Raw genomic sequence first — 15,033 nt, 5'->3', positions numbered from 1 at the left:
CACTGCGACCGCGGTTCTCGACCAGCCCCTCCTGGGCCAGTGTGCGGATCGCGTCCCGCGCCGGACCGCGGCTGACCTCGTACTCCTCGGCGAGCTTCGCCTCGACCAGCACGTCGTCGGCCGGCAGCTCACGAGTGATGATGCGCCGCCGCAGGTCGTCGGCGACCTGATCGCCCAAGGCGTCGCCGCGTGCCACTGGACTGCGAGCCATGACCTTCCTCTCGTCGGTTTTCAGTAAACGGTTAACTGAAGCCTAGCGTGCTCCACGTCACGTGTCCAGAGTCACATGACGAGAATCTGGGGCGGCCGCCTCAGGCGACGGGAAGCGACCACTCGCCAGGCGGTGCGAGCACGCCACACCGTCAGCCAGCAGCCGCCCTCCCCGGGGTTTCACGTCCTCGCCCTGGTGTCACGTCCGGGCAGGGACGTGGCATCAGGGCGAGGACGTGACACGAGCCCTGAGCCGCATCAGTCACACCCCTCTTGATACCCCCAGGGGTATGTGTCAGACTTGCCTGACATACCCCAGGGGGTATCTCAGGAAACCATCAGGAAGGGGAATCCCCCATGCTTCTGGAACGGATCTACGACGATGACCTCGCTCAGGCCAGCTACGTCATCGGCTGCCAGGCGACCGGGGAGGCGATCGTCATCGACCCGCGCCGCGACGTCGGCGAGTACTTCGACCTCGCCGCGCGTCACGGGATGCGGATCTCGCACGTCGCCGAGACCCACATCCACGCCGACTATCTCTCCGGCACCCGCGAACTCGCCGCGGCCGCGGACGCGACGGCCCACGTCTCGGCCGAGGGCGGCGAGGACTGGCAGTACGGGTTCGACGCCGAGCGGCTCCACCACGGAGACGTCATCTCCCTCGGCAACGTGCGCATCGAGGCGCGCCACACGCCGGGCCACACGCCTGAGCACCTGGTCTTCCTGATCACCGACGGCGCCGCCGCCGATGAGCCGGGATACATGATCTCCGGGGACTTCGTCTTCGCCGGAGACACCGGCCGCCCGGACCTGCTCGACGAGGCCGCCGGCGGCGAGGACACCCGCTTCGAGGCGGCGCACCAGCTCTTCGAGAGCCTCAAGCGCGAGTTCCTCACCCTGCCCGACCACGTGATGGTCCACCCGGGCCACGGTGCCGGAAGCGCCTGCGGCAAGGCCCTGGGCGCGCTGCCGGCGACCACGGTCGGCTACGAGCGCCACCACGCCTGGTGGGCGCCCCACCTGGCGAACGACGATGAGCAGAGCTTCGTCGACGAGCTGCTCTCCGGCCAGCCCGACGCCCACTCCTACTTCAGCCGCATGAAACGGCAGAACACGCGCGGTCCCGAGATCCTCGGCCCCCGGCAGCCTCTGCCGGAGCTCGACGCCGCCACCGTGCGCAGCGCACTCGAGGAGGACCGCGCGCTCTTCGTCGACAGCCGGCACCACACCCGGGTCGCCGAGGGCACCGTCGCCGGCTCGCTGAACATTCCGGGAGACGGCAAGACCGCGAGCTTCGGCGCCTGGGCCTATGACCCGGAGCGCAACCAGCGGCCGCTGATCCTGCTCGCCGAGGATGCCGACGACGCCGAGGTCCAGCGCGCCCACCTGATGCGCGTGGGCATCGACCAGGTGGCCGGCTACATCACCGGTCGTGAGGGGCTGCAGGAGGTCCGGCCGCCGCAGATCTCTCCGGCCGAGCTGCAGGACGTCGAGCCGGCGATGCTGCTGGACGTGCGCACCGCGAACGAGCACGCCGCCGGCCACATCCCCGGATCCCACCAGCTCAGCGGAGGCAGGGTCCTGTGGCACCAGGACCAGCTGCCGGCCGAGGGGCCGATCGTCACCTACTGCCAGTCCGGACGGCGCAACTCCGTCGCCGCCAGCGCGCTCCGCAGCCAGGGCCATGACGTACGCGAGCTCGTCGGCAGCTATGCCGGCTGGTCGGAGTGGAAGAACTCCGGAGCCTGATCGGACCAGATTCAAGCACCTCCAGCACCCATCATCGACGACGAAGGATTCTCATGACTGAGACCACCACGACCATGTCTCCCGACCAGCTGGCCGCCGCGATCGACGCCGACCGCGCGCCGCTGATGCTCGACGTCCGCACCCCGGCGGAACACGCCACGATCCATGTGGCCGGATCGATCAACGTGCCGCTGGACATGCTCCAGCAGCACCGTGAGCGGCTCGCCGCGCACCTCGCCGATCGGAGCGACGACGTCGTGCTGCTCTGCCAGAGCGGCCGGCGGGCCGGCCAAGCCGCGCAGGAGCTGGCCGCCGTCGGGCGTGAGGCGACCGTGCTCGACGGCGGCGTCTCCGCGATGGGTCAGCAGCACGACCGGCTGACCCGCCGCGCCGGCGACCGATGGGCGATGGACCGACAGGTTCGGATGGCCGCCGGATCGCTGGTGCTGACCGGCTTCCTCGGCGGCAAGCTCGTCTCCCCGGCCATCGGCTATCTGGCTGGAGCAGTCGGCGCGGGGCTGACGTACTCGGCGCTGTCCGATTCCTGCGCCATGGCCAAGGCACTGGACAAGATGCCGTGGAACCGGGATGTCCCTGCCCCGAGCATCGATGACGTCTTCGCCGCCATGCCGACGACGGCCCGGCGCGACGGGACCGAGCGGTGAGCCTGCCGCCGCTGGTGCTGGCCCTCGCCGCCGTCGTCGGAGTCCTGCTGGGGCTGCTCGGCGGCGGCGGGACCATCCTGGCGGTGCCGCTGCTGACCTATGTCGCCGGAATGCCGACCAAGGAGGCGATGGCCGCATCCACGGTGATCGTCGGCGTGACCGCGGCGCTCAGTCTCGCGGCGCCGTCGCGGCGCGGCACCGTGGCCTGGCGTACGGGCGCGCTGTTCGGGGCCGCGACCATGGCCGGCGCCTTCGGCGGCGGAGCGCTGGGCGCCCGCCTGCCGGACACCTTGCTCATGGTGCTCTTCGCGGTGCTGATGGCCGCCGCGGGACTGGCCATGCTGCGCCGACGCTCCACCCAGCGCACCCGACCGACGCCCGGGGCCGTCGCCGTCCTCGGCCAGGGCCTCGGCGTCGGACTGCTGACGGGAATGGTGGGCGCCGGCGGCGGGTTCCTGATCGTGCCGGCGCTGGTCATGCTCGGAGGGTTGTCGATGCCGATCGCGGTGAGCACCTCGCTGCTGGTCATCGCGATGAAGTCACTGACCGGAATGGCGGGTTACCTCACCACCGTGTCGATCGACTGGCCGACGACGCTGCTGGTGACCGCGGCGATGGTGGCCGGGTCGTTGATCGGCTCCAGCATCGCCCGGCGCGTGCCGGCATCGGCGCTCAAACGTTCCTTCGGCGTGCTGGTGCTCGCGATGAGCCTGGTGGTGCTGACCGTCGAACTTCCGGGCCTCTGGGGCCTGGGCGCCGGATTCCTGGTCGCCGTCGCCGGCGTAGCACTGGGATCATGGAGCAACACAGGATCAGAACGAGGAGACGACGATGAGGGAAGCAGACCCGGAAGTCCAGCGCAAGATCGTGAACCGGCTCAAGCGGGCCCGCGGGCAGCTCGACTCGGTGATCAACGCAGTGGAGGACGGTGACAGCTGCCGCAATGTGGTCACCCAGCTCGCCGCGGTGTCGACGGCGCTGGACCGCGCCGGATTCAGCGTGGTCTCCTCGGCGATGCAGTACTGCGTGACCGACCCCGAGGGAGCGAAGGAAGCCGAGGACGGACTCACGGTCGAGGAGCTGGAGAAGCTCTTCCTCTCGCTCTCCTGACCCGGAGGACGGCGGTCGAGCGATCGGGCGTCGCGCCCCATTCGAACGGCCGGCCCGCTGCCCTCCTCTTCCCGCTCCCGCACCTTGGGTTGTCACGTCCTCGCCCTGGTGTCACGTGCATATATGCGTGTGACACCAGGGCGAGGACGTGACATCTGGCCGGGACCGGACGTGGCAGAAGGCGCTGGGGAGTGTGGAGGACCCGGGCCGACGACACGCCGTTCCGTCCACAGCGCGCGCGATCACCGTGGCGGCGGAGCGACTCATCTCTCAGGCTCGGCACCATGGTTGAGACGCACTCCCCGCCCGCGCGGCTGATCCGCTCCACAGACGGCGACGACGGCGGGCCCTCCAGCGATCGTCTGGTCCGTGCGCTGCGCGCCGGCGAAGTGCTCCGCCTCCGACGGGGCGTCTACGTGCGGACCAGCGACTGGCTCGATGCCGAACCGTGGACGCGCTACGACTATGTGGTCGCCGCCGTCGCCCTGCGGACGCCCTCTCCCCTGTTCTGCCGGCAGAGCGCCCTGCTCCTGCACGGTCTGCCGCTGCCGACCACACCGGACCGGGTCCATGTCCGCATCGGCGGCCGGGGCTCCGCCGGAACGCGCCGCGCACCGGCGATGACGGAGGGAACCGCCGCCCAGCGCCGACTCGACGCGGAGGCGATGCCCGCCGGAGGTTCCGTCGATCTGCGCCGTCTGCTCCGCCCGACGCCGACGCACCAGCTGGAGGCCGCGCAGCCGGCCGGCACCGATCGCGCGTCGCTGCGAGAGCTCGTCGCGAGCGGCGAGCATCACCAGCCGTCCCTCGTTCTGCCCGGGGACGCGCTGGCGAGCGTCGTCGGCCCCGCGAGCTATCTCGTGGAGCCGATGAACCTGGCTCTGGTGGACACCGTCAGCCGGGTGGACTTCCCCTCCGGCGTGGCGCTGCTCGATGCGGCGCTGACGCGCGACGACCTCGACGTCGAGGCGTGGTTGGAGCACCTGCCGACGGCTCGCCGTCGTCGGATCTGGCAGAGGGCGTGGGACTTCGCCGACCCGGCCTCGGAATCGGTCGGAGAGTCGATCTCTCGGGCCCAGATCCATGCTCTCGGCTTCGAGGCTCCGACGCTGCAACGCGTGATCACCACCGACATCGGCACGTTCCGCGTGGATTTCTGCTGGGAGCAGGCCGGCGTGATCTGCGAGTTCGACGGGCGCATCAAGTACCTCGACGTCGATCTGCGGGGAGACACCACGCCGGCGCAGCAGGTCTACGCGGAGAAGCAGCGTGAGGACGCGCTGCGCCGTCACGGCTGGGGTTTCGGCCGATGGGGATGGACGGAGGCCTGGAATCCCCGACTGCTGGCCGCCCGGCTGGAGAACCTCGGCGTCCCGCGGACCCGCGAAGTGTCACGTCCGAGCCCTGTTGTCATGCCGCTACAGGGACGTGACAACAGGGCCCGGACGTGACACTCGGCGGCAGCACCGCGTCGACGGGCCTCGACGGCGGGTGCGGACGTGACACGTGGATGGGCCGGACGCCAGCAGCGGCGTGGGCCGGTGCGGACGTGACACCCGGGACACCAGGGACCCGCAGCGGGAAGCCGCACCTGGGACCCGCAGCCGGGATCCGGCCACGGGAGGCCTCACACGCGGCCCCACACGCGGCCCCACGCACGAGAAGGGCCGGCGGTCGCTCCCCGCAGGGAACGGCCGCCGGCCCGTCGTCTCAGCTCAGTCCCGACGCCGGCGTCCGGCGTCGGTCGTCAGCCGATGATCAGCCGAAGCTCACGCGTCCTCGGTGACCACCTGGTTGACCGACTCCGACTCCTCGCCAGAGCCGTCCCCGTCGACCACCGGAGCCAGCGAGAGCTTGCCGCGGTCGTCGATCTTGGTGATCTCCACCTGGATCTTCTGGCCCACGCCCACGACGTCCTCGACGTCGTCGACGCGCTTGCCGTCGTTGAGCTTGCGCAGCTCAGAGATGTGCAGCAGGCCGTCCTTGCCCGGGGTCAGCGAGATGAAGGCGCCGAAGGTGGTCAGCTTGACCACGGTGCCCAGGTAGCGCTCGCCCACCTCGGGGACCGAGGGGTTGGCGATCGCATTGATCGCACTGCGGGCGGCGTCGGCGGCCTCGCCGCTGGTCGCGCCGATCAGCACGGTGCCGTCGTCCTCGACCGAGATGTCGGCGCCGGTGTCCTCCTGGATCTGGTTGATCATCTTGCCCTTCGGGCCGATGACCTCGCCGATCTTGTCGACCGGGACCATCACCGAGACGATGCGCGGAGCGTGCTCGGACATCTCGTCCGGCCCCTCGATCGCGGCGTTGATGACGCCCAGGATGTGCAGCCGGGCCTCGCGGGCCTGGGTCAGCGCCGCGCCGAGCACCTTCGCCGGGATGCCGTCCAGCTTGGTGTCCAGCTGGATGGCGGTGACGAACTCGGACGTGCCGGCGACCTTGAAGTCCATGTCGCCGAAGGCGTCCTCGGCGCCGAGGATGTCGGTCAGCGCCGCATAGCGGGTCTCGCCCTCGACCTGGTCGGAGACCAGGCCCATGGCGATGCCGGCCACCGGAGCCTTCAGCGGCACGCCGGCGTTGAGCAGCGACAGCGTCGAGGCGCAGACCGAGCCCATCGACGTCGAGCCGTTGGAGCCCAGCGCCTCGGAGACCTGGCGGATCGCGTAGGGGAACTCCTCGCGGTTCGGCAGCACCGGCACGATGGCCCGCTCGGCCAGTGCACCGTGGCCGATCTCGCGGCGCTTCGGGGAGCCCACGCGACCGGTCTCGCCGGTGGAGTACGGCGGGAAGTTGTAGTTGTGCATGTACCGCTTGGTGGTCTCCGGCGACAGGCTGTCGATGGTCTGCTCCATCTTCAGCATGTTCAGCGTGGTGATGCCCATGATCTGGGTCTCGCCGCGCTCGAAGATCGCCGAGCCGTGCACCCGCGGGAGCACCTCGACCTCGGCGGTCAGCTGACGGATGTCGGCCAGACCGCGGCCGTCGATGCGGACCTGGTCGCGCAGGATGCGCTGGCGGATGACCTGCTTGGTCACCGCGCCCAGGGCCTTGGCGATCTCGGAGTCGCGGCCCTCGAACTGCTGGCCCTCGCCGGCGAGCTGCTCGAGCAGCTCGGCCTTCAGCGCGGCGTCGGCGGTGTCGCGCTCCTGCTTGTCGGCGATCTGGTAGATCGCCGCCAGGCGCTCCTCGGCGGCCGACTTCACGGCCTCGAAGACGTCGTCCTGGTAGTCGGTGAAGATCGGGACCTCCACCGGCTCCTTGCCGGCGCGCTGGGCCAGGTCGGCCTGCGCCTCGCAGAGGGTGCGGATGAACGGCTTGGCCGCCTCCAGACCCTCGGCGACGATCTCCTCGGTCGGAGCGGTCTTGCCCTGCTCCTTGACCAGCTTCCAGGAGTCGTCGGTGGCCTCGGCCTCGACCATCATCACCGCGATGTCGTCGCCGGAGATGCGGCCGGCCACGACCATGTCGAACACGGCGTGCTGCAGCTGCGAGTGCTTCGGGAAGGCCACCCACTGCGCACCCTCGCCGTCGTCGATGAGCGCCATGCGCACACCGCCGATCGGACCGGAGAACGGCAGGCCGGAGAGCTGGGTGGACATCGAGGCGCCGTTGATGGCGACGACGTCGTACATGTCGTCCGGATTGATCGAGAGCACGGTCTCGACGACCTGGACCTCGTTGCGGATGCCCTTGGTGAACGCCGGGCGCAGCGGACGGTCGATCAGGCGGCAGGCCAGGATCGCGTCCTGGGTCGGCCGGCCCTCACGCCGGAAGAACGAGCCGGGGATCCGCCCGGCGGCGTACATGCGCTCCTCGACGTCGACCGTCAGCGGGAAGAAGTCGAAGCCCTCGCGCGGAGACTTCCCGACCGTGGTGGCCGAGAGGATGGTGGTCTCCTCGTCGAGGGTGATCAGCGCCGAGCCGGCGGCCTGCTTGGCCAGCCGTCCGGTCTCGAACTCGATGGTGCGGGTGCCGAAGCGACCGTTGTCGATCACGGCCTCGGCATAGTGAACCTCGGGACTCTGCATCGCAGAAGTCTCCTCTCTGTCGTGTACATAGCAGGCGCACCTGCCGGACGAGAGGAGAGCACGGGGACCGCATGGCGGTCTTCGATCGAAGCCCACGGGCACGACGCGCCCGGCCCCGTGGGCTCCGGCATCGCCGGAGTCGTCGAGGGGGCGGCGTCAGCTCCCGGAGGCCACTACCGAGGACCGGAGCACGCGGCTCGTCTCTCGTCGGCCGGCTGGGGCGCCGGAACCAGTCTCCCATATGAGACAGGCGACTCCCACGGTCTCGTCGACCGAGTCCGGGAGTCGCCTGTCACCTATGGAGTTTCATGCGGCGGCGGCACTGCGCGAACGCTGTGCAGCCGTCGCGGGCGTCAGGACGACGCCGTCGCTCAGTTGCGCAGACCGCGGATGCCGAGACGCTCGATGAGCGAACGGTAGCGCGCGATGTCCTTGCGCTGGAGGTACTTCAGCAGACGACGGCGACGACCCACCAGGATCATCAGGCCGCGCCGGGTGTGGTGGTCCTGCTTGTGCACCTTGAGGTGCTCGGTCAGGTCAGAGATGCGGCGCGAAAGCACCGCGCACTGCACCTCGGGGGAACCGGTGTCGCCCTCGTGGGTGGCGTACTGAGTGATGATCTCCTGCTTGACAGCGGGATCCAGTGCCATGGTGGCCATGGGTATGCTCCTTCGATCATGTGCCGCGAACATCTCCGGCGAGCCGAACTCGCCGGTGCCAGCCACCGCGGACTGCAGCGTGGCGGTCGCCGCGACGTCGGCACGCCGACGACGACCGACTCATCTTACCAGCCCCGGGCGCGCGGGCCACATCCGGGGCCGTCGGACCGCCCCCTCGCCGCCGTCGGGCGCCTCACCGCCGCCGCGCCGTATGGAGCACCGTCAGATACGGCAGCTCGACCTCCTCGTCGGCGCCGAGGCCCAGATGCTCGTCGAGGTACCAGTCCAGGTTCGCCCGACGCCGGGCGCGATCGGCGTCGTCGGCGGCCAGCCAGGAGCTCAACGTGGTCGCCAGTCGGCGGATGCCGTAGGGGGTGAGGGCTCGGGTCCAGCCGGCGTGCTCGGTGCTGACGGCCTCGAAGGCGGTCGGGTCCAGCGGCGGGGTCCAGTCGGGCCGGTGCACGTCGCCGGCACGCATGATCCGCGCCAGCCGGTGCACCCAGCCGGCCGAGACGTCCAGGTGGTTCGACACCACCGCCGCGGTGCCGCCGGGGACCAGCAGCCGAGCGATCTCCGCGGCCGCGGCCTGCGGGTCGAACCAGTGCCAGGCCTGAGCGGCGACGACGACGTCGGCGGATCCGGACGTCAGCGCGGTCTCCTCGGCGCGGGCCTCGACGACCTCCAGGGCGCCGGTCCCCGGGCCGGCGGGCGCCGCCGTCTCTCGCAGCACCTCCGCCATGCTGGGACTCGGCTCCACGGCGACGACGTCGGCCCCGCCGTCGAGCAGCGCGCGGGTCAGGATCCCGGTGCCGGCGCCGAGCTCGACGATTCGCTCCGCCCGATGCCCCGTCCCGTCCGGGCCGGCGGCCAGGATCCGCTCGACGACCTCCTTCGGATATCCCGGCCGCATCGCGTCGTACTCGGCGGCCTGCGCGGCATCGGTGTCCTCGGCGAAGGCTCCGGCCAGTCGGCGACGGCGCGCGGCGTCGGTGATCACCGACGGCTCCCCCGGCCGCGCCCGCGGCCGATTCGGCCGGCTCAGGACTCCACCGCCGGGATCACCGGGGTCTCATGCTCCTGCGGATCGTCGCCGAGCAGCACCTGACGGGCCCGGATGACATCCTCCTCCATCTGGCGGATCAGCAGCGGGATGCCCTCGAAGTTGACCATGCCGCGCAGCCGCTCCAGGAACTCCACGCGCACGTGCTGGCCGTAGAGGTCGAAGTCCTCGATCCGCTCGTCCGGCCGATCGATCACATGCGACTCGACCACCCGCTGATAGCCGTCGAAGGTGGGGTTCGAGCCCACGGAGATCGCCGCCGGCCAGCGCCGGCCGCGCTCGTCGGTCAGCCAGCCGGCGTAGACGCCGTCGGCGGGGACCATGCCCTCGCTGGTGGAGCTGAGGTTCGCCGTCGGGAATCCCAGCTCGCGGCCGCGGGCCTCGCCGTGGACCACCTCGCCGAGCACCGCATGCGGACGGCCCAGCACCTCGCGCGCGTCGGCGACGTCGCCGGCGGCCAGCGCCTCACGCACCCAGGTCGACGAGCAGCGCCGGTCCTGGCCGAAGTCCTCGACGCCCAGCACGCTGAAACCGTGCTTCTCCCCCAGTTCGACCATGGTCTCGAAGGAACCGGAGTTGCCGCGGCCGAAGCGCACGTCGTGGCCGACCACCACCACTGTGGCATGCAGCGCCTCGACCAGGTACTCGGCGACGAACTCCTCCGCGGTGCGGGAGGCGAGCTGCTCGTCATAGTTCAGCATCAGCAGCCCGTCGATGCCGGTGGTGGCCAGGCGGTTGATCTTCTCCTCCACGCCGGTGAGCAGCACCGGACAGTCCTGCGGCCGGTGGACCTGCAGCGGATGCGGATCGAAGGAGATCGCCACCGCGGAGGCGTCGTACTCGGCGGCGGCCGCCACGAGCTGGCGCAGCACCTCCTGATGTCCCCGGTGGACCCCGTCGAAGTTGCCGATCGTCAGCGCCGTGGGTCCCAGGTCCTGCGGGACCTCGTCCAGGTCGTTCCAGTAGTGCACGTCGCTCCTCGGGTGGGGGATCTCGCGGTGGTGCGCGGTGACCATCCTCCATTATGGAGCACGGCCGGCGCCGCGCTCATTCCCGGGTCTCGGACTCCTGCACCGACTCATGCACCGACTCCTGCGCCGCGCGGGCGGCCGGCGCCCGGCGCGCGTCGGGACGATGGCGCAGCAGCCAGAACAGGCCGATCAGCGGCAGCACCAGCGGCACATGCCCATAGCCCTGCCCGAAGTGCGACCAGACGGTCGCATCGGCGAAGAGCCGCGGCTCGAGCACCGTCCAGAGGCCGACGCCGACGACGCCGACCAGCTCCACCAGCACGGCGACCAGGGCAGTCCGCCAGGCCGCCGCCGAGGTCCGCGCCAGCGCCAGCGTGGCGAGGATGTAGACCGCCGCGGCCGCGGCGCTGAGCACATAGGCGACCGGGGCGTCCTCGAAGTGGACGATCAGCTGGTACAGCGCCCGGGCGGTCGAGGAGACGGCGAAGATCCCGTAGGCGGTGATGATCAGCATCCCCACCCCGCGGTTGCGCGGGACGGCGGGGGCGTCAGTCTCGCCGGTGCCCTCGGGGCTGTGCCCCGGCCGGCTCTCCGGGCTGTGCTCCCGGCTGTTCTCTTGGCTGTTCTCAGAGCTCACAGGGCGCTCCCCCACCAGATCTCCTCCATGCGGTAGACCATGACGAAGACGACGAGTCCGACGCTGCTCATCACCAGATTGGACCAGCGGGTGCGATCGACCATCGCCCAGATGAACACTCCGACCGGCAGCAGCAGCGCAGTGGCCAGATAGCCCCAGAACTCCCAGACCTCGCCGACGATCGGCGCGTCGAAGCCGACCTGTCGGACCCCGGCGTAGAGCCCGTAGATCACGAGGAACAGCTCGACGGCGGCGATCGAGACGATGGACGAATCGGCCGGGTGGTCCCGCACCGGGGTCATCGCCCAGCAGATCAGCAGCGAGGCCGCGCAGACCACCGTGCCGACGATCATCATGACCGTCACGAGCCGCCTCCCTGCGGGGCGAAGACCAGCTCAGGCTTGGCCTGGAAGTCCACCTGCTCGCCCGCGGCGGCCGCCGCGGCGTCGGCCGAGGCTGAGGCCCCGGTGCTGGCCGGCACGTCGCGCAGCAGGGCGACCAGCTCGCCGTCTGGGGCGAAGGCCGCCGTCAGCGGCTGCTCGGCGCCGTCGCGCTCGGCGCCGGCGCCGGTACCGGAGGCGGTGATCCGCCGGCCGTGGCCGAGGTTCCGCGCCTCCTCCTCGGTGAGATCGCGCCGTCGGAAGATCCCGGCGGCGGCCTCGGTCAGCCCGACATACCCGAAGTCCTCGGCGAGCTGCTCCAGCGTCAGCGCATTCTCGATCCGGTACGGACCGACGGCCGTGCGGCGCAGCGCGGTCAGATGCCCTCCGACGCCCAGGGCCTCGCCCAGATCGCGGGCCAGCGCCCGCACATAGGTGCCCGAGGAGACCTCCACCTCGACGTCGACGTCGATCAGCTTGCCGCCGTCGATCCGACGAGTCTCGCCGACGTCGAAGCGATGGACGGTCACCGGTCGGGCCTCCAGCGCCACGTCCTCTCCGGAGCGGGCACGGTCGTAGGCCCGGCGCCCGTCGACCTTGATCGCCGAGACGGTCGTCGGCACCTGCATGATCTCGCCGGTCAGCGCGGCGATCTCCTCCTGCAGGCGCTCGGAGGTGACCGCATTGGCGAAGCGGGTCTCGACGAGCTCGCCGTCGGCGTCGTCGGTGGTGGTCGACCGACCCAGCCGGATGGTGGCCGTGTAGGTCTTCGAGACCCCGACGATGTGGGTCAGCAGCCGGGTCGCGCGATTGATCCCGACCACCAGGACGCCCGTGGCCATCGGATCGAGGGTCCCGGCATGGCCGACTTTGCGGGTGCCGGCCAGCTTCCGGATCCGGCCGACGACGTCGTGGCTGGTCCAGCCGGCCGGCTTGTCCACCAGCACCAGGCCGGAGCCGACGGCGATCTCCTCGTCACGCTGCTTCTTGCCCATAGCTGCCCGGGTTCCTCAGGACCGCTCGGAATCGGTCTCGTCCCCGGACTCGTCGCCGTTCTCGCCCGGCTCGCCGTACGAGCGGTACGGGTCGTCCTCGCCGGCCGGAGCAGCCTGCTCGCGCAGCGCGGCGACTTCGGCGTCCTGCTCCCGAGCCTGGCGGAGCAGGTCCTCCAGGTGGGCGGCGTTCTCCGGGATCTCGTCGGCGATGAACTCCAGCGTCGGAGTCAGCCGGATGGTCAGCTGCCGGCCGACTTCGTGGCGCAGGGCGCCGCGGTGGGAGTCGAGCACCTCCTCGGCGGCGGCGCGCTCCTCCTCGCTGCCCATGACGGTGTAGTAGACGGTGGCGTGCTGCAGGTCGTTGGTCACGCGGGCATCGGTGACGGTGATCAGCTCGGCGCGCTCGTCCTTGACGCGGCGACGCAGCGCCTCGGCCACGATCACCTTGATGCGCTGGGCGAGCCGCGCGGCGCGTGCTGGATCAGCCATGATGGCCTCCTCGGGGAAAGTCGTCGCTGCCGCCAGCCTAGCGCCGGATCTCCGGCGACGGGCGGCAGTCGTGTCTGGGGACAGCACCGGGGACCGCACCTGCGATGCGGTCCCCGGTAGCTGTCGTCGGGCGTCGAGACCTCAGACGCGCGGAATCTCGCGCATCTCCCAGGTCTCGATGCGGTCGCCCTCCTGGATGTCGTTGAACGAGCCGAGGCCGATGCCGCACTCGAAGTCCTGACGGACCTCGGTGGCGTCGTCCTTGTACCGCTTGAGCGACTCGATGGCCAGGTCGTCGGACACCACGGCGCCGTCGCGGACCAGGCGGGCCTTGGCGTTGCGGCGGATGACGCCCGAGCGGACGATCGAACCGGCGATGTTGCCGAACTTCGAGGAGCGGAATACCTCGCGGACCTCCGCCGAGCCGAGCTCGACCTCCTCGTACTCCGGCTTGAGCATGCCCTTCATCGCGTTCTCGATGTCGTCGATCGCCGCGTAGATGACCGAGTAGAAGCGCATGTCCACGCCCTCGCGCTCGGCGAGGTCGTTGACCCGCTCGGCCGGCCGGACGTTGAAGCCGATGATGACCGCGTCGTCGACCGTCGCCAGGTTCACGTCGTTCTGCGTGATGGCGCCGACGCCGCGGTGGATCACCCGCAGCTGCACGTCCTCGCCGACGTCGATCTTCAGCAGCGCATCCTCCAGCGCCTCGACGGCGCCGGAGACGTCGCCCTTGAGGATCAGGTTCAGCGTGTCGATCTTGCCCTCGGCGACGACCTGGTCGAAGTTCTCCAGGCTGACGCGCTTGCGGCGCTTGGCCAGCATCGCGTTGCGCTCGACCGCCTCGCGCTTCTCGGCGATCTGCCGGGCGGTGCGATCCTCCTGGGTGACCAGGAAGCTGTCGCCGGCCCGCGGGACCGCGGACAGACCCAGCACCTGCACCGGGCGCGAGGGCTCGGCCTCGGTGACCTCCTGGCCGTTCTCGTCGAACATCGCCCGGACTCGACCGTGGGCGTTGCCCGCGACGATGGTGTCGCCGATGCGCAGCGTGCCGGTCTGCACCAGCACGGTGGCGACCGGACCGCGGCCCTTGTCCAGGTTGGCCTCGATGGCCACGCCGCGGGCCTCGTGGTCCGGGTTGGCCGTCAGCTCCAGCGAGGCGTCGGCGGTGAGCAGCACCGCCTCGAGCAGCTCGTCGATGTTCAGCCGCTGGATCGCGGAGATGTCGACGAACATGGTGTCGCCGCCGTAGGCCTCGGGCACGATGTCGTACTCGGTGAGCTGGCCGCGGACCTTCTCCGGCGACGCGCCCTCCTTGTCCATCTTGTTGACCGCGACGACGATCGGCACTCCGGCGGCCTTGGCGTGATTGATCGCCTCGACCGTCTGCGGCATGACGCCGTCGTCGGCGGCGACGACGAGCACCGCGATGTCGGTGACCTTCGCACCACGGGCACGCATGGCGGTGAACGCCTCGTGGCCGGGGGTGTCGATGAAGGTCAGGCCGCGCTGCTCGCCCTCGTGATCGATCTGCACCTGGTAGGCACCGATGTGCTGGGTGATGCCGCCGGCCTCGCCCTCGGTGACGTTGGCGTGGCGCACCGCGTCCAGCAGGCGCGTCTTGCCGTGGTCGACGTGACCCATGACGGTCACGACCGCCGGGCGGGCCTCGAGGTCCTCGTCATCCTCATCCTCGGCCTCGGCCGAGAGATTGATGTCGAAGGACTCGAGCAGCTCGCGGTCCTCGTCCTCCGGAGAGACGATCTCGACCACGTAGCCCAGCTCCTCGCCGAGCAGCTTGAAGGTCTCCTCGTCCAGGGACTGGTTGGCCGTGGCCATCTCGCCGAGCTTCATCAGCACCGTGACCAGCGCGGCCGGCTCGGCGTTGATCTTCTCGGCGAAGTCCGCCAGCGAGGAGCCGCGGCGCAGCCGCAGCACAGTGGTGCCGTCGCCCTTGGGGACGCGCACGCCGCCGATCTCGCGGGTGCGGCGCTGCTCCATCTCCTGACGCTTCGCGCGCTTCGACTTGCGGTTCTTCGAGCGCGACGGACCGCCGCGACCGAAGGCGCCGGCCGTG

15 protein-coding genes are annotated in these 15,033 nt (G+C 70.6%); 5 read left to right on the top strand and 10 right to left on the bottom strand.

Features of this window, described 5'->3' with window-relative positions:
* A partial coding sequence (locus GU5_RS0102695) for a winged helix-turn-helix domain-containing protein (protein ID WP_139084285.1) occupies positions 1-211 on the bottom strand: 211 nt, incomplete at its 3' end.
* A 356-nt stretch (positions 212-567) separates the two neighbouring features.
* On the opposite strand from GU5_RS0102695, the gene GU5_RS0102690 reads away from it, so the two are divergent.
* From GU5_RS0102690 to GU5_RS16200, 5 genes are all read left to right on the top strand, one after another.
* On the top strand, positions 568-1,962 hold the full coding sequence (locus GU5_RS0102690) for a rhodanese-like domain-containing protein (protein WP_010524041.1): 1,395 nt from the start codon (positions 568-570) through the stop codon (positions 1,960-1,962).
* Positions 1,963-2,015: 53 nt separating this feature from the next.
* Positions 2,016-2,627: a rhodanese-like domain-containing protein gene (locus GU5_RS0102685; protein WP_010524040.1), complete on the top strand. Its 612-nt coding sequence runs from the start codon at positions 2,016-2,018 to the stop codon at positions 2,625-2,627.
* Positions 2,624-3,559: a sulfite exporter TauE/SafE family protein gene (locus GU5_RS13685; RefSeq protein ID WP_010524039.1), complete on the top strand. Its 936-nt coding sequence runs from the start codon at positions 2,624-2,626 to the stop codon at positions 3,557-3,559. The genes GU5_RS0102685 and GU5_RS13685 overlap by 4 nt, the downstream gene beginning before the upstream one ends.
* Positions 3,459-3,737, top strand: coding sequence for a metal-sensitive transcriptional regulator (locus GU5_RS0102675; RefSeq protein ID WP_029513956.1), 279 nt, complete (start codon positions 3,459-3,461; stop codon positions 3,735-3,737). Before GU5_RS13685 ends, GU5_RS0102675 begins: the two co-directional genes overlap by 101 nt.
* A 284-nt stretch (positions 3,738-4,021) precedes the next feature.
* A complete protein-coding gene (locus tag GU5_RS16200) occupies positions 4,022-5,188 on the top strand; it encodes a hypothetical protein (RefSeq protein WP_010524037.1) in 1,167 nt (388 codons plus the stop codon).
* A gap of 318 nt (positions 5,189-5,506) precedes the next feature.
* Here the strand turns inward: GU5_RS16200 and GU5_RS0102665 are convergent, their stop codons facing one another.
* From GU5_RS0102665 to infB, 9 genes are all read right to left on the bottom strand, one after another.
* Positions 5,507-7,765, bottom strand: coding sequence for a polyribonucleotide nucleotidyltransferase (locus GU5_RS0102665; RefSeq protein ID WP_010524036.1), 2,259 nt, complete (start codon positions 7,763-7,765; stop codon positions 5,507-5,509).
* Positions 7,766-8,136: 371 nt separating this feature from the next.
* Entirely contained in the window at positions 8,137-8,415 is a 279-nt protein-coding gene (rpsO, locus tag GU5_RS0102660) for a 30S ribosomal protein S15 (protein WP_010524035.1), read from the bottom strand.
* Positions 8,416-8,617: 202 nt separating this feature from the next.
* Positions 8,618-9,421 (bottom strand): class I SAM-dependent methyltransferase, encoded by an 804-nt coding sequence (locus tag GU5_RS0102655; RefSeq protein ID WP_010524034.1) that lies wholly within the window; start codon positions 9,419-9,421, stop codon positions 8,618-8,620.
* Positions 9,422-9,462: 41 nt separating this feature from the next.
* Positions 9,463-10,500, bottom strand: coding sequence for a bifunctional riboflavin kinase/FAD synthetase (locus tag GU5_RS0102650; protein ID WP_010524033.1), 1,038 nt, complete (start codon positions 10,498-10,500; stop codon positions 9,463-9,465).
* Positions 10,501-10,531: 31 nt separating this feature from the next.
* Positions 10,532-11,092 carry a hypothetical protein gene (locus GU5_RS13675; RefSeq protein WP_010524032.1) on the bottom strand — a complete coding sequence of 187 codons (561 nt, stop codon included), beginning with the start codon at positions 11,090-11,092 and terminating at the stop codon, positions 10,532-10,534.
* Positions 11,089-11,448: a hypothetical protein gene (locus tag GU5_RS0102640; RefSeq protein WP_033227771.1), complete on the bottom strand. Its 360-nt coding sequence runs from the start codon at positions 11,446-11,448 to the stop codon at positions 11,089-11,091. The genes GU5_RS13675 and GU5_RS0102640 overlap by 4 nt, the downstream gene beginning before the upstream one ends.
* 5 nt (positions 11,449-11,453) lie before the next feature.
* Complete coding sequence (truB, locus tag GU5_RS13670; RefSeq protein ID WP_010524030.1) at positions 11,454-12,467, bottom strand: tRNA pseudouridine(55) synthase TruB; 1,014 nt, start codon at positions 12,465-12,467, stop codon at positions 11,454-11,456.
* Between the two features lie 15 nt (positions 12,468-12,482).
* A complete protein-coding gene (gene rbfA / locus GU5_RS0102630) occupies positions 12,483-12,956 on the bottom strand; it encodes a 30S ribosome-binding factor RbfA (protein WP_010524029.1) in 474 nt (157 codons plus the stop codon).
* A 141-nt stretch (positions 12,957-13,097) separates the two neighbouring features.
* A partial coding sequence (gene infB, locus GU5_RS0102625; protein WP_010524028.1) for a translation initiation factor IF-2 occupies positions 13,098-15,033 on the bottom strand: 1,936 nt, incomplete at its 5' end.

Origin of the sequence: Nesterenkonia sp. F, from assembly GCF_000220985.1 — a bacterium.
GTDB lineage: Bacteria > Actinomycetota > Actinomycetes > Actinomycetales > Micrococcaceae > Nesterenkonia.
Note: the sequence above shows the minus strand (reverse complement) of the source record. Positions and strands in the feature narration are given on the sequence as shown.